The following is a 13,615-nucleotide window of genomic DNA, read 5'->3' as shown; positions in this document are numbered from 1 at the left end:
CCTCAAGCTACCCCGCCGGCAGCGCTCCCAAAGACGCGTCGCGGTCGGAGCCCTTGATGACGTCGTCGGGCGAGGCCTCCTCCGGCAGGAACCCGGACTTCATGCCGAAGTACACGGCCTGCGGGTGGTGCGCGACGATCGCCACGGTCGACTGCTCGGGCTCCAGCGCGTAGCCGCCCGACAGGCGCAGGCCGATCGACGGCGCTTCCATCACCGTGAAGAACTTCGTCAGCTCCGACTGCTCCGGCGCGGCCGGGTAGCCCCACGACCAGCGGCGGCCCTGGGTGGCCTCGATGCCCAGATCCGAGCGCACCTTCGCGTGCACCCACTCGGCCAGGCCCTCGGCCACCTGCACGCCGAGCCCGTGCACGAACAGCTGCTCGGCGAACTCGCCGTCCTGTTCCAGCTTCGCCATCAGGTCGGTGACCTCGTCGCCGGCCGTGACCGCCTGGAAGGCGACGACGTCCAGCTCGTCGCTGTCCTTGGGGCGGTAGAAGTCGGCCAGGCAGATGCGCGAGTGCTTGGGCTGGCGCGGGAAGACGAAGCGCTCGAGCACGGTCTGGCGATCCTCGGGATCGAGCACGACCAGCTCGTTGCCCTCCGAGTAGCACGGGAAGTAGCCCAGCTTGGCCTTCGGGCGCAGGTAGTCCTGCTCGCGCCACATGCGCTCCAGCCGGGGCTGGAAGTCCTCGTTGACCAGCTGCTCCCAGGCCTCGCCCTTCACGCCGCGCCCGCCCCAGTGGAGCTTGAACAGCACGTGCGTGTCGAGGTGGGGGTAGACGTCCTCGAGGTCGACCTCCAGCTCCCGCACGCCCCAGAACGGCGGCTCGGGAACCGGGTTGTCGGTCCGCGCCGCGCTGCGCACGCTGTCGTCGCCGGTGTCGAGCTCCTCGGCCTGCGGGCCCTTCTCCCGCAGCCGCTGGGCGCGGTCGCGCGTGTCGGCGACCAGCGCCGCGCGCGCGTCGGGCTCCACCAGCGCGTCCATCTTGGCCAGGCCCTCGAAGGCGTCCTTGCAGTAGAACAGGCCGGCCTCGTAGGTCTCGTCCGAATCGGCGCCCTTGGGGTACAGCGCGCGCAGGGCGAAGTCGCGGTTGATCGCCGCGCCGCCGACCAGCACCGGGAACTCGAGCTTGCGCTCGTGCAGCTCCTGGATAGCCAGCGGCATCTGCTTGGAGGTCGAGACGAGCAGCGCGCTCAGGCCGATCGCCGTCGCGTTGTGCTCGACCGCGGCCTCGACGATCGTGCCGATCGGGACCTGCTTGCCCAGGTCGATGACCGTGTAGCCGTTGTTGGACAGGATCGTGTTGACCAGCGACTTGCCGATGTCGTGCACGTCGCCGAACACGGTGGCCAGGACGACCGTGCCCTTGGTGTAGCCCTCGAGGCGGTCCAGGTAGTTCTCCAGGCGCGCGACGGCCTTCTTCATGACCTCGGCGCTCTGCAGCACGAAGGGCAGGATCAGCTCGCCGGCGCCGAACTTGTCGCCCACTTCCTTCATCGCGGGCAGCAGGACGTCGTTGAGGGTCGGGACCGCGCCGATCTTCTCGACGCTGCGGTCGATCCAGTCCTCGACGCCGTCCTTCTTGCGGCGCAGGATGTGGAAGTGCAGCGCCTCCTCGGGCTCCATGCCCGCGGTGGCGTCGACCTTCTCGTCCTCGGCCACCGCGCCCTTGGACTCGAAGTGGGCGATGAACTTCTCCAGGGCGTCCTCGGAGCGGTTCCAGACGAGGTCGTCGGCCAGCTGGCGCTCGTGCTCGTCGATCTCGCCGTAGGGCGTGATGTGGTTGGGGTTGACCATCGCCAGGTCCAGCCCGGCCTCGACGCAGTGATGCAGGAAGACCGAGTTGAGCACCGCGCGGGCGGGCTGGCCCACGCCGAAGGACACGTTGGAGACGCCGAGCGACGTCTTGACACCGGGCAGCGCGGCCTTGACCTCGCGGATGCCGTGGATCGTCTCGACCGCGGACGGGCGCCACTCCTCGTCGCCGGTGGTCAGCGTGAAGGTCAGCACGTCGAAGATCAGCAGCTCGGGGTCGAGCCCGTGCTCGTCGCAGGCGATCTCCTTGATGCGCGTGGCGATCTCGACCTTGCGCGCGGCCGTCTTGGCCATCCCGACCTCGTCGATGGTCAGCGCGATCAGCGCCGCGCCGTGCTCGACGGCCATCGGGATCACGGTGTCGGCCTTGTCGCGGCCGGCCTCGAGGTTGATCGAGTTGACGATCGCCCGGCCCGGGATCTGGTCCAGGGCCTTGGCGATCACGTCGGGCTCGGTCGAGTCGACCTGGATCGGCGCGGGCTGGGCCAGCGACACGCGCTTGGCCACCGTGCGCATCTGCTCGTCCTCGTCGGCCCGCTCGGTCAGCGCGACGCACAGGTCCAGCACGTGGGCGCCGCCCTCGACCTGGTCCTCGGCGACCTGCACGAGGCCGTCGTAGTCGTCGGCCAGCAGCAGCTCCTTGGCCTTGCGCGAGCCCTGCGAGTTGACGCGCTCGCCGACCAGCGTGGGGGAGGGCTCCTGCACCAGCGGCGTGGCGGCGATCATCGACGACACGCGCGGCGGGCGCGGGGCCGGGCGCGGGCCGAGCTTGTGGGCCTTGCAGCGCTCGGAGATCGCGTGGATGTGGCCGGGGGTGGTGCCGCAGCAGCCGCCGACGATGCCCACGCCGTAGCGCTCGACGAAGTCGCCCAGCGTGTGCGAGAGCGGGCCGGGCTCCTCGGGGAAGATCGTCTCGCCGTGCGGGCCCTGGATCGGGATGCCCGCGTTGGGCACGCACGAGATCGGCAGCGGGGAGTTCTCGCCCAGGAAGCGGATCGCGTCGCGCATGTCCTCGGGGCCGGTGGAGCAGTTCAGGCCGATCACGTCGACCTTGAGCGCCTCCAGCGTGGTCAGCGCGGCGTCGATGTCGGTGCCCAGCAGCATCTTGCCGCCGTTGGGCAGCAGCGAGACGGAGACCTGGATGGGCACGGCGCGGCCGGCGGCCTTGAACGCCTCGCGCACGCCGAACACGGCGGCCTTGGCCTCGAGGATGTCCTGGACGGTCTCGATGACCATCAGGTCGACGCCGCCCTTGAGCAGGCCGCGCGCCTGCTCCGCGAAGATCGCCACCAGCTCGCGGAAGCCGATCGCGCCGAGCGTGGGGTCGTCGGAGGCGGGCAGGAAGCCGGTCGGCCCGATCGAGCCGGCCACGAAGCGCTCGTCGCCGCCGCCGATCGCGTGGCGGGCGATCTCCGCGGCGACCTGGTTGATCTCCAGCGTGTAGTCGCCCAGGCCCCACTCGTCGAGCTTCAGGCGGCTGGCCTGGAAGGTGTCGGTCTGCACGACGTCGGCGCCGGCGGCGACCATCGAGTCGTGCACGCCCGCGATCACGTCGGGGCGGTGCAGGATCAGCGCCTCGTGGCACTTGCCCGGCAGCCCGCCGTAGTCGGCCTCGGTCAGGTCGAACTGCTCGAGGGTCGCACCCATGCCGCCGTCGAAGATGACGACGCGCTCGCGAATGGTCCTGGCGTAATCCCGCATCGACACGAGATCCTAGCGCAACCTTGACACGACCGCGTCAAGGTTGTGGACGGATGGTCATGCACTAGCGTCGCCGTCATGGAGAAGTGGCTCTGGCGCTCGTTCGTGTGGCACACGTGGCTCGTGCGCATCACCCGCGGCAGGATCGGCGGCCGCTTCGGGCGCCTGCACTTCCTGCTGCTGCACCACGTCGGCGCGAAGTCGGGCACGCCCCGGACGACCCCGCTGCTCTACCACCCGATGGCCGACGGCTCCGGGTACGTGATCGTCGGATCCAAGGGCGGCACCGCCCACAACCCGTCCTGGATCTACAACCTGCGCGCCCACCCCGACGTCGAGATCGAGATCCCCGGAGAGGACCGCCGCCGGGCCGTGCACGCGCGCGAGGTCCCTGAGGGCCCCGAGCGCGAACGGCTGTGGGCCCTGATGGTGGCCGACTGGAAGTTCTTCGCCAGCTACGAGAAGCGCACCGAGCGGCGCATTCCCGTGCTGCTGCTCGAGCCCCGCTAAGGCGCTTAGACCGGGCTGCCGAAGCGCTTCAGCGAGCGCGCGATGCCCAGCATCTGGTTGTTGCTGAGCGAGTTGGTCAGCGTGTTGGAGACCCAGTACACGCCGTTCTTCGTCTTCAGCGCCACCACGCGCAGCTTCTTGCCGTCCCAGTAGAGCTGGAACGTGCGCCCGTCCATGCGGCGCTTGTCGAACGACCCGTCGAGGATCGGCGGGTTCATCCAGTTCGTGCCCTGGATGCCGTAGTACTGACCCAGCACCGGGTTCTCGGACACGACCAGCCGGTAGGCGCGGTGCTTCTTGTCGTCGCGATCGCGGATCGTGTAGATCCGCGGCGAGCGGGCGTTGGGCGGCGTGTCGGCGGCGTAGCGCCCGTTCGGCGTCAGCCAGCTGGGCAGCAGGAACGGCAGGTCGCCCCGGTGCTTGGTCATCGTCGTGGCCACCAGGTCCTCGCCGGTGGTGCGCGCGTCGATCAGCCCGTAGTGGTCGGGCTCGTCGTCGCGGCTGGTGCGCTTGCTCTCGGTCGCCTTCTGCTTCTCCGAGCTCGACGCGTCCGGGGCGGCGTCCTGGTCGGACTGCTCGCCCTCGGGTACCGGCGCGGCGTTCATGAACTCGTGGACGATGTCGGCCAGCTGGTCGGGCGTGGCGGTCACGTAGTCGCCCATGCCCGTGACCGTGCCGTCGAGCAGGCCGTCGGTCTGGTTGACGAAGGTGGCCGGGAACTTGATCTGACGCACCGGATGGCCGGAGGAGTAGATGGCCAGGCGAGCCAGGCCGAGCAGCGACGACGAGCTCTGCAGGCTCTTGTCGGTCTCGGTCGCCTTGGCGAAGATCCGCACCAGCGGCTTCATCTGGCCGAGCAGGTCCTGGGTGGCCATCTGATCCTTGGCGTCGCGCAGGAACGCCTGCTGGCGCGCGGCCCGGACGAGGTCGTTGTCGAGATGGCGGAAGCGCACGAAGGCCAGCGCCTGGTTGCCGCACAGCTTCTGGTAGCCGGGCTGGATGTTGATCTCGGCGTACTGCTCGGAGGCGGGGAGGCCGGCGTTGGAGTGGTAGTAGCGACGGTCGACCTCGGAGTACACGCAGCCGATCTGGTCGACCGCGTCGCGGAAGCCGACGAAGTTGACGCCCACGACGTGGTTGATCTTGAACGGGTCGCCCGGCTGGGAGAGCAGCTGCTTGATCGTGCGCGCGACGAGGTCCAGGCCGCCCAGGCTGTAGGCCTCGTTGATCTTCGCGATGCCGCGCCCGGGGATCTCCACCTGCAGGTCGCGCGGGATCGACAGCACCGCGGTGGCCTGCTGATCGGGATCCAGGCGCACGAGCATCATCGTGTCCGAGCGCGCGTCCTGGCGCTCGGTGCCGTAGCGGTGGTCGGACCCCACGAGCAGCAGCGTCTGCGGCTTGCCCGGCTTGACCGGCTCCAGTGTGCCCGGGCTGACCTGGGCGACGTGGCCCTCGTTGCGGATGATGTCGACGACGTCCTTGACCTGCAGCAGGACCGTCGCGGCCACGGCGCCCGCCGTGGCCAGCACGATGATGACCCCGCCCAGCGCCAATCGCCACAGGACGCTGAGCGCGACCCGCGGTGGGCGATCGTCGTCGATGCTCGTCCCTGAAACCGCCAAAGGCGTCAGGGTAGTCAGGCAGCAGGACGCTTTCCGGGGTAGGCTCCGCGCGATGCCCAGCTACAAGCCGCCCAAGCCGGACTCCAAGGCCTGGAAGGCGATCGACCTCGCGGGCAAGCTGCACGTCGTGCTGCTGCGGGTCAGCGGCGGGCGGATCGGGGCGAAGTGGGGCAAGGCGGGCATCCTCGTCCTGCACCACGTCGGGGCCAAGTCGGGCACCGAGCGGACGGTGCCGCTGGTCTTCGGCCACGACGGCGACAACCTGGTGATCATCGCCTCCCGGGGCGGCTCGGACCGCAACCCGGCCTGGTACCACAACCTGCTCGCGCACCCCGACGTGACCGTCGACCTGCCCCGCGAGGACGCGCCGCGCCCGGTGCACGCGCGCGTCGTGGAAGGCGAGGAGCGGGAGCGCCTGTACGAGATGATGGTCGAGCTCTACAAGGGCTACGACACCTACCGCCAGGCCACCGACCGCCACATCCCGGTGCTCCTGCTCGAGCCCCGCTAGCTCGTCTGGGCCTGCGCCGCGTGGCGCTCGCGCCCGCGCTGGTGCAGGAAGGCGCCGAACGCGCCGGCCAGCGTGGCCACGACGGTGATCGCGTAGACCTCCATCCCGACGTCGAGGATGCGCCCGCCGGTGGTCAGCGGGTTCTTCATCGAGGACGAGACGGTCAGCAGCTGCGACGACGTCCAGAACAGCGCCGAGCCGAAGGTGTGCACCTCGGTGTCCGGCGCGTGGCGCTCCAGGCGCCAGGCCAGCACCCCGCAGATCAGGTCGACGATGACCGTGAACAGCACCAGCGCGACGATCCGCTCGCGCAGGCGGTTGTGCGTCTCGGTGGCCCCGCGCAGCACCCGCCCGATCTCCCGCGCCGCCTCGGCCATCACGCGGTGCGGGCGCACGCGGCTAGGCCGACTTGACCAGGTCGCGTGCCGGGTCGATCGCCCAGCGCTCCGCGACCTGCGCGAGCTCGCCGTCCAGCGTCCAGCGATCGGGCAGCGCGTCGCCCTCGTGCTCGGGCGAGCCGCCCTTCAGCGCCATCGAACCGACGTTGTCGCCGATCGCGCGCAGCTCGTCGACCTCGGCCGCGCTGAGCAGCACCTCCGCGGGCAGCGTGGCCATCTCCTCACGCTTGTGCTCGACCGTGCGGGCGCCCGGTCCGGCCTCCTGGATCAGCGAGGGGGCCACGCAGCCGACGGTCGGGTGCGCGAGGTTCCACTGGCAGGCCAGCTGCATCACCGTGAGGCCGTGGCGAGCGGCGATCGGGCGCATCCGCTCGAGGCGCTCGCTGCCGCGCTCGATCCAGCCGGCGGGGCGGAAGCGGCGATGGTCGTGCTCGCGCAGGTCGTGCCCGGGCCGTACGTCGTCCCAGAACAACCCGCCGTAGTCGGCCACGCGGGTGATCGTGCGCACGTCGTGCGCGGCCGCCGCGTCGAGCACGAGCTCGCCCGGCCAGGGCTCCATCGGGCTGAGGATGATCATCGCCCAGTCGATGCTGGAGCCGAAGCGCTCGAAGCAGTCGATCAGGTCCAGCGTGAAGCCGTTGGCCGGACCGGGCGCGACGCCGAGCCGGCGCGTGAGGCCCGCCGCCCGCACCGCCTCCAGCCCCTCCCACACGCGCGGGTCGCTGTAGCCGGCCCGGTCGGGGTTGTGCAGCAGCAGCAGGTCGAAGGCGTCGACGCCGCAGCGCTCGGCCGAGCGCGCCGTCGCGTCGCGCAGGTACGTGGCCCAGCGCTCGGGCGGCTGCGTGGCGGTGAAGCGGGGGAAGCCCTTGGCCCCTTGGCGCTCGCCCTCGTAGAAGTCGTGGCCGACCGCGCCGACCAGGCAGAAGCTGTCGCGGGGCCGGTCGGCGATCGCCCGGCCGACCAGCACGTCGGCCTCGCCCTGGCCGTAGACGTCGGCGGTGATCACGGTGTCGACGCCGTCGCCGGGGGTCAGCAGCGCGGTCAGGCGCTCGTCGTCCAGCGGCTCGCCGAAGTGCATGAAGCGCCCGCCCGACCAGGCGCCGAGCGCGGTGGGCGTGGGGTCCAGAGCCATGCCCCGCAGGCTAGTGGGCCACCCGCGATACTGCGGCCCGTGCTGATCGACGAGCTGACCGCGCTGCTGGGGTCCGAGCGGGTGCAGACCGGCGACGACGTGCGCCGCCAGCACGGCACGGACGAGTCCTTCCACGCGCCTGCGCCGCCGGACGTCGTCGTGTTCCCGCACAGCAACGAGGAGGCCGTGGCGATCGTGCGCATCTGCCGCGCGCACGCCACGCCGATCGTCCCGTTCGGCGCGGGCACCTCGCTGGAGGGCCACATCGCCGCGCTGCGCGGTGGCGTGTGCGTCGACCTGAGCCAGATGAACCGCATCCTGCGCCTGTCGATCGACGATCTCGACGTGACCGTGCAGGCCGGCGTGACCCGCCGCCAGCTGGAGGCCAAGCTGCTGCCCGAGGGCGTCTTCTTCCCCGTCGACCCCGGTGCCGACGCGACGATCGGGGGGATGGTGGCCACCGGCGCCTCGGGCACGATGACCGTGCGCTACGGCGCGATGCGCGAGAACGTCCTGTCGCTGCTGGTGGTCACGCCGGGCGGTGAGCTCGTGCGCACGCGGTCGCGGGCGCGCAAGTCGTCGGCCGGCTACGACCTGACCCGGCTGATGATCGGCTCGGAGGGCACGCTCGGCCTGGTGCTCGAGGTGACGCTGCGCCTGCAGCCCACGCCGGAGGCGATGTCGGCCGCGGTCGCGGTGTTCGCCACGCTGCGCGCGGCGGTCGAGTGCGTGATCGCCGTCAGCGCCGAGGGCGTGCGCGTGGCCCGCATGGAGCTGATCGACGAACGGCAGGTCGAGGCCACCAACCGCTACGCGCAGATGGACATGACCGTCGCGCCGACGCTGTTCTTCGAGTTCCACGGGGGCGCGGACGAGGTCGTCACCCAGGGCGCCGACGTCGAGCGGATCGCCGGCGAGCACGGGGTGCTGGAGTGGCGCTTCGCGGCGTCGGAGAGCGAGCGCCGCGCGCTGTGGCGGGCCCGCCACGACGCCTACCACGCGGCCAAGTCGCTGCGCCCGGGCTGCACGGTGATGACGACCGACGCCTGCGTCCCGGTCAGCGCCCTGGTCGACGTGCTGCTGGCCACTCGCGCCGACCTCGATGACCACGGCCTGATCGGCACGATCCTCGGCCACGTCGGCGACGGCAACTTCCACGTGACGCTCCTGCTCGACCCCGACGACGCCGCCGAGCGCGACCGCGCGATGGCCTTCCACGACCGCCTCGTGCGCCGGGCCATCGACCACGAGGGCACCTGCACCGGCGAGCACGGCGTCGGCTACGGCAAGTCCCAGTACCTGGAGGCCGAGCACGGCGCGGGCGGCGTCGAGCTGATGCGCGCGATCAAGCGCGCCCTCGATCCCGACGACCTGTTCAATCCCGGGAAGGTCGCTAGCGGCGCCTAGCGCGGGCCGTGGCGACGATTGTCGGTTCAGCGTCGCTATGCGACGCCAAGCTGACAACGGCGGCCGCGCGCGGAACGACGAGAGCCCCGGCCGGGGCCGGGGCTCTCGCACCACATCAAGGTCGGCCGGGGCCTACTTGATGAACAGCATCTCCCAGTACTTGGGCAGCGGCCACAGGTCGTCGGCCACGATCTTCTCGAGCTTGTCGGCCACCTCGCGCACGCCGAGCATCGCGGGGATCACGACCTCGAGCATGTACTTGGCCTCCTCGTGGATCGTCGAGTCCTGGTGGACCTCGTTGGCCGACTCGAGCTTCTCGATGGCGAAGAACAGCTCCTTGAGGAGCTCGTCCGTCTCGCCGATGAGCTGCTCGTTGCCGGCCGCCTTCAGCTCGGACAGGTGACGGACCGCGGCGGGCAGGATCATCGTGCGCGCGATCTGGGCGGTGGTCTCGCCCTCGATGTTGAGCTTGATGACGTACTGCTCGGTGAGGATCTCCTCGCGCGCCTCCAGCTCGCGCTCGGACAGCACCGCGTACTTCTCGAACAGCGCCACCGTGGCCGCGTCGGTCAGGTAGGGCAGCGCGTCCGGCGTGGTGCGCAGGTTCAGCAGACCGCGCTCGGCGGCCTCCTTCTCCCAGTCCTCCGTGTAGCCGTCACCGTTGAACACGATCCGCTTGTGGGCGGTGTAGGTGTCCTTGACGACCTTCAGCACGGCCTCGCCGAGGTCGGTGCCGGCGTCCAGCAGCGGGGCCAGCTGACCGGCCAGATCGTCGATGGCCTCGGCGGCGATCGTGTTGAGCACCGTGTTGGTCAGCGAGATCGACTGCGACGAGCCCAGCGCGCGGAACTCGAACTTGTTGCCCGTGAAGGCGAACGGCGAGGTCCGGTTGCGGTCGCCGCCGTGCTTGGGCAGCACGGGCAGCAGGGGCGTGCCCAGGTCCAGCGTCTCCTTGGGCGTCTTGCCGTCGCCGACGCCGCTCTCGATGAACTCGAAGGCGTTGGTCAGCTCGGAGCCGAGGAACACCGAGATGATCGCCGGCGGGGCCTCGTTGGCGCCCAGGCGGTGATCCTGGCCGGCGTTGGCCACGGTCGACCGCAGCAGCGCCTGGTAGGTGTCGACGGCCTTCAGGACGGCGGCGCAGAAGAACAGGAACGTCAGGTTCTCGTGCGGCGTCTCGCCCGGATCGAGCAGGTTGGCGCTCGACGTGCCGATCGACCAGTTGTTGTGCTTGCCCGAGCCGTTGACCCCGGCGAACGGCTTCTCGTGCAGCAGGCAGACCAGCCCGTAGTTGCGGGCCACGTTCTGCATGATCTGCATCGTCAGCTGCTGGTGGTCAGCGCCGACGTTGGAGCCCTCGTAGATCGGCGCCAGCTCGAACTGGTTGGGCGCGACCTCGTTGTGGCGGGTCTTGATCGGCACGCCCAGGCGCTGGAGCTCGCGCTCGGACTCCATCATGAACGCGAGGATGCGCTCCGGGATGGCGCCGAAGTAGTGATCGTCGAGCTGCTGGCCCTTGGGCGGCTTGGCGCCGAACAGGGTGCGTCCGGTGTTCACCAGGTCCGGGCGCTCGTAGTAGTACTGCTCGTCGATCAGGAAGTACTCCTGCTCGGGCCCGACGCTCGTGTAGACGTGGTCGGCCTCGACGCCGAGCAGCGCCGCCGCCTTGACCGCGGCCTTGGAGAGCGCGTTCATCGAGCGCAGCAGCGGGATCTTCTGATCCAGCGCCTCGCCGGTCCACGAGACGAACGCCGTCGGGATGCACAGCAGCGCCCCGTTGGGGTTCTCCAGGATGAAGGCGGGCGACGTCGGGTCCCAGGCGGTGTAGCCGCGGGCCTCGAAGGTCGCGCGCAGACCACCGGAGGGGAACGAGGAGGCGTCCGGCTCGGCCTGGATCAGGTCCTTGCCCTTGAACTCCGTGATCGCGGTGCCGTCGGGCTGCGGGTCGAAGAAGGCGTCGTGCTTCTCCGCGGTCGCGCCGGTGAGCGGCTGGAACCAGTGGGTGTAGTGGGTCGCGCCCTTCTCCAGCGCCCACTCGAGCATCGCGTTGGCGACCTCGTTGGCCAGATCGACGTCCAGACCCTCGCCGTTGGCCACCGCGGCCTGCAGGCGCTTGAACGTGTCCTTCGACAGGCGGTCCTTCTGCACTGCGGGCGAGAAGACGTTCTCGCCGTAGTAGTCAATCGACTCGGTGAGGTCGGTGGCGCCCAGACCGCCATTGGCTGCCCACTGGGCTGCGGTGACGTTCTGCTGACGGGTCCTCGGGGCGGGCATGGGTGAGGTTCTTCCTCCTCGTAAAAAGTCCGGTTCGGCCGTGAGCGGGTGAGGCTAGATGCGCAGGCGCTGTTCGACCTTATCCCGCTGTCGAAACATGGTGTAGCTGCTTTCGCACGTCGGGCCAAGCCCTCTCGACAACGTGGACAACCCGGGTCAGCGGATCTTTCGACATCGGTCCATATGAGGGTGCGGGGGTTGTCTTGAGGATTCACGTCGCACTCTCACCCCCCGAGGAGGACATCCTGGCAATGAGTCGTTCACGCCTGGCTGCGACCGCGCTTGTCGTCGCGGTCGCCGCATTGGCACTTCCCCAGGCGGCGTTCGCCGACTTGTACACCGGCAGCCCCGCGGATTCCGTCGGCATCAACTCGATGTGGGTTGCCGTCGCCGGCATCCTCGTCATGTTCATGCAGGCCGGTTTTGCTTTTCTCGAGATCGGCTTCTCGCGTGGAAAGAACGCAGGCACGGTCGTCGCGAAGGTTCTGACCAACTTCTCGATCGCCGCGATCTGTTACTGGGCCGTTGGCTTCGCGTTCGCCTTCGGCGGCGAGGCCGGCCACATCATCGGCACGCACGGGTTCTTCCTGCGCGACTTCGGCGATCCCCAGACGGCGTTCCCGATCATGGGCTTCTCGGACGCGACGATCGAGTCCAAGTGGTTCTTCCAGATGGTGTTCTGCGCCGTGTCGCTGGCCATCGTGTGGGGGACGACGCTCGAGCGCATCAAGTTCGGCGTCTACATCATCTACGCCGTCATCTTCGCCTCGGTCATCTACCCGATCTTCTCGGGCTGGGTGTTCGGCGGCGGCTGGCTGCAGAACAACCTGGGCATGCAGGACTTCGCCGGTTCCACGGCGGTCCACCTGATCGGCGCCACCGGCGGCCTGGCGGTGCTGCTGCAGCTCGGGCCGCGGAAGGGCAAGTACGACAGCAACGGCAAGCCGCGGGCGATTCCCGGGCACAACATGCCGCTGTTCGGCCTGTCCGTGTTCATCCTGTGGCTCGGTTGGTTCGGGTTCAACCCGGGCTCGACGCTCGGCGCGCTGGACGGACGCTTCACCGAGGTCATCATCACCACGCAGCTGGCCGCCTCGGCGGGCGTGCTGCTGGCGCTACTGACCGCGAAGCTGAAGACCGGCACGATCGACATCGGCATGGCCGGCAACGGCGCGATCGGTGCGCTCGTGGCCATCACCGCACCATCGGGCTACGTGGCCCCGTGGGCGGCGGTCGTGATCGGCGCCGTCGCGGGCGTGATCGTGCCGCTCGGTGTGTACGCCATCGACAAGAAGCTGGACGATCCGGTGGGCGCCCTCACCGCGCACGGTCTGTGCGGCATCTGGGGCACGCTCGCCTGTGGTCTGTTCACGCTGCCGGCGCTGGCGGAGTACAACGCGGTCGGCGATCCCGGCCTGGTGTACAGCGGTTCGTTCGAGCAGCTCGGCGTCCAGGCCCTGGGCGTGGCCGTCGTGTTCTTCGGCGTGCTGATCAGCAGCTCGATCGTGTTCTACCTGATCAAGGTCACCTACGGCCTCCGTGTGACGGAGGAGGAAGAGGACGCCGGTCTGGACATCTCCGAGCACGGGATGTACGGGTACCCGGAGCAGTTCATCCCGCCGGCTGAGCTCATCGGCTACGGCGGGGGTCCGACGGCGACGGTGGCGCCTGCGCCGGTCGCCTCTTCCCAGGAGGTCACGACATGAAGATGGTCGTCGCTTACGTGCGGCACGAGGCGTTCGAGCCGATCCGTACCGAGCTGCTGAACCTCGGGTTCCCCTCCATCACGATCACGGAGGTCAAGGGCTCGGGGCGGCAGAAGGGGATCACGGAGCGCTATCGCGGCGCCGAGCTGACCAACTACCTGCGGCCGAAGATCAAGGTCGAGTGCGTCGTCGCTGACAGCGACGTGCAGACGATCGTCGACACCGTTCTCAAGCACGGCCGCACGGGTGCGGTCGGCGACGGGAAGGTGTTCGTGCTGCCGGTCGAGCAGGCGTTCCGCGTGCGGACAGGAGAGTCCGGCGAGGAGATCCTGCAGTCCCACCCCGATGCGGCGGCCGCCGCGTCCTGAGATCCGCGCCACGGGTGCGGGGGAGGCGGGCACCGATGCCCGCCTCCTCCGCCCCGGTGCGCAACACCTTCTTTGAATCGATGTCCCTACCGATGCCTCAGCCTCGACTTCAGCCTGACAGTGGCGCGGGTGCGGGTCTTGTCACCCGCCTGCGCGAGCTGCACCTC

Annotated in this window: 10 protein-coding genes; 5 read left to right on the top strand and 5 right to left on the bottom strand. The window is 69.7% G+C overall.

Annotation, left to right across the window (positions count from 1 at the left end; translation table 11 throughout):
- Window positions 1–7: 7 nt before the first annotated feature.
- Window positions 8–3,517 (bottom strand): methionine synthase, encoded by a 3,510-nt coding sequence (locus tag ACZ5UI_RS14700; RefSeq protein ID WP_464188052.1) that lies wholly within the window; start codon window positions 3,515–3,517, stop codon window positions 8–10.
- 78 nt (window positions 3,518–3,595) lie between these two features.
- On the opposite strand from ACZ5UI_RS14700, the gene ACZ5UI_RS14695 reads away from it, so the two are divergent.
- Window positions 3,596–4,027 (top strand): nitroreductase/quinone reductase family protein, encoded by a 432-nt coding sequence (locus ACZ5UI_RS14695; RefSeq protein ID WP_464188050.1) that lies wholly within the window; start codon window positions 3,596–3,598, stop codon window positions 4,025–4,027.
- A gap of 5 nt (window positions 4,028–4,032) precedes the next feature.
- On the opposite strand, the gene ACZ5UI_RS14690 is transcribed toward ACZ5UI_RS14695, so the two are convergent.
- Complete coding sequence (locus ACZ5UI_RS14690; RefSeq protein WP_464188048.1) at window positions 4,033–5,652, bottom strand: LCP family protein; 1,620 nt, start codon at window positions 5,650–5,652, stop codon at window positions 4,033–4,035.
- Between the two features lie 52 nt (window positions 5,653–5,704).
- On the opposite strand from ACZ5UI_RS14690, the gene ACZ5UI_RS14685 reads away from it, so the two are divergent.
- Window positions 5,705–6,163 (top strand): nitroreductase/quinone reductase family protein, encoded by a 459-nt coding sequence (locus ACZ5UI_RS14685; RefSeq protein WP_464188045.1) that lies wholly within the window; start codon window positions 5,705–5,707, stop codon window positions 6,161–6,163.
- Here ACZ5UI_RS14685 and ACZ5UI_RS14680 read toward each other — a convergent pair.
- Both ACZ5UI_RS14680 and ACZ5UI_RS14675 read right to left on the bottom strand, forming a co-directional pair.
- Complete coding sequence (locus ACZ5UI_RS14680) at window positions 6,160–6,558, bottom strand: hypothetical protein (RefSeq protein WP_464188043.1); 399 nt, start codon at window positions 6,556–6,558, stop codon at window positions 6,160–6,162. The genes ACZ5UI_RS14685 and ACZ5UI_RS14680 overlap by 4 nt on opposite strands.
- 4 nt (window positions 6,559–6,562) lie before the next feature.
- Window positions 6,563–7,693 (bottom strand): aldo/keto reductase, encoded by a 1,131-nt coding sequence (locus ACZ5UI_RS14675; RefSeq protein WP_464188041.1) that lies wholly within the window; start codon window positions 7,691–7,693, stop codon window positions 6,563–6,565.
- A 39-nt stretch (window positions 7,694–7,732) separates the two neighbouring features.
- On the opposite strand from ACZ5UI_RS14675, the gene ACZ5UI_RS14670 reads away from it, so the two are divergent.
- Window positions 7,733–9,100, top strand: a complete 1,368-nt coding sequence (locus ACZ5UI_RS14670; RefSeq protein WP_464188038.1) for an FAD-binding oxidoreductase — start codon at window positions 7,733–7,735, stop codon at window positions 9,098–9,100.
- Between the two features lie 132 nt (window positions 9,101–9,232).
- On the opposite strand, the gene ACZ5UI_RS14665 is transcribed toward ACZ5UI_RS14670, so the two are convergent.
- Window positions 9,233–11,374 (bottom strand): glutamine synthetase III family protein, encoded by a 2,142-nt coding sequence (locus ACZ5UI_RS14665; protein ID WP_464188036.1) that lies wholly within the window; start codon window positions 11,372–11,374, stop codon window positions 9,233–9,235.
- Window positions 11,375–11,625: 251 nt separating this feature from the next.
- Between ACZ5UI_RS14665 and ACZ5UI_RS14660 the strand changes: the two genes are divergently transcribed.
- Together ACZ5UI_RS14660 and ACZ5UI_RS14655 are read left to right on the top strand one after the other, a co-directional pair.
- Window positions 11,626–13,080, top strand: a complete 1,455-nt coding sequence (locus tag ACZ5UI_RS14660; protein ID WP_464188033.1) for an ammonium transporter — start codon at window positions 11,626–11,628, stop codon at window positions 13,078–13,080.
- The gene (locus ACZ5UI_RS14655; RefSeq protein WP_464188031.1) at window positions 13,077–13,448 is read left to right on the top strand and encodes a P-II family nitrogen regulator; all 372 of its coding nucleotides are present in this window, start codon (window positions 13,077–13,079) and stop codon (window positions 13,446–13,448) included. The genes ACZ5UI_RS14660 and ACZ5UI_RS14655 overlap by 4 nt, the downstream gene beginning before the upstream one ends.
- The last annotated feature ends 167 nt before the right edge of the window (window positions 13,449–13,615 follow it).

This window comes from Conexibacter sp. JCM 18997 (assembly GCF_055391915.1).
This window is presented reverse-complemented; position numbering and strand designations above follow the sequence as displayed.

Bases quoted from the DNA above. Each gene is read 5' to 3' on its own strand.
- ACZ5UI_RS14700 (WP_464188052.1), bottom strand. From the start codon at position 3,517: ATGCGGGATTACGCCAGGACCATTCGCGAGCGCGTCGTCATCTTCGAC.
- ACZ5UI_RS14695 (WP_464188050.1), top strand. From the start codon at position 3,596: ATGGAGAAGTGGCTCTGGCGCTCGTTCGTGTGGCACACGTGGCTCGTG.
- ACZ5UI_RS14685 (WP_464188045.1), top strand. From the start codon at position 5,705: ATGCCCAGCTACAAGCCGCCCAAGCCGGACTCCAAGGCCTGGAAGGCG.
- ACZ5UI_RS14675 (WP_464188041.1), bottom strand. From the start codon at position 7,693: ATGGCTCTGGACCCCACGCCCACCGCGCTCGGCGCCTGGTCGGGCGGG.
- ACZ5UI_RS14665 (WP_464188036.1), bottom strand. From the start codon at position 11,374: ATGCCCGCCCCGAGGACCCGTCAGCAGAACGTCACCGCAGCCCAGTGG.
- ACZ5UI_RS14660 (WP_464188033.1), top strand. From the start codon at position 11,626: ATGAGTCGTTCACGCCTGGCTGCGACCGCGCTTGTCGTCGCGGTCGCC.
- ACZ5UI_RS14655 (WP_464188031.1), top strand. From the start codon at position 13,077: ATGAAGATGGTCGTCGCTTACGTGCGGCACGAGGCGTTCGAGCCGATC.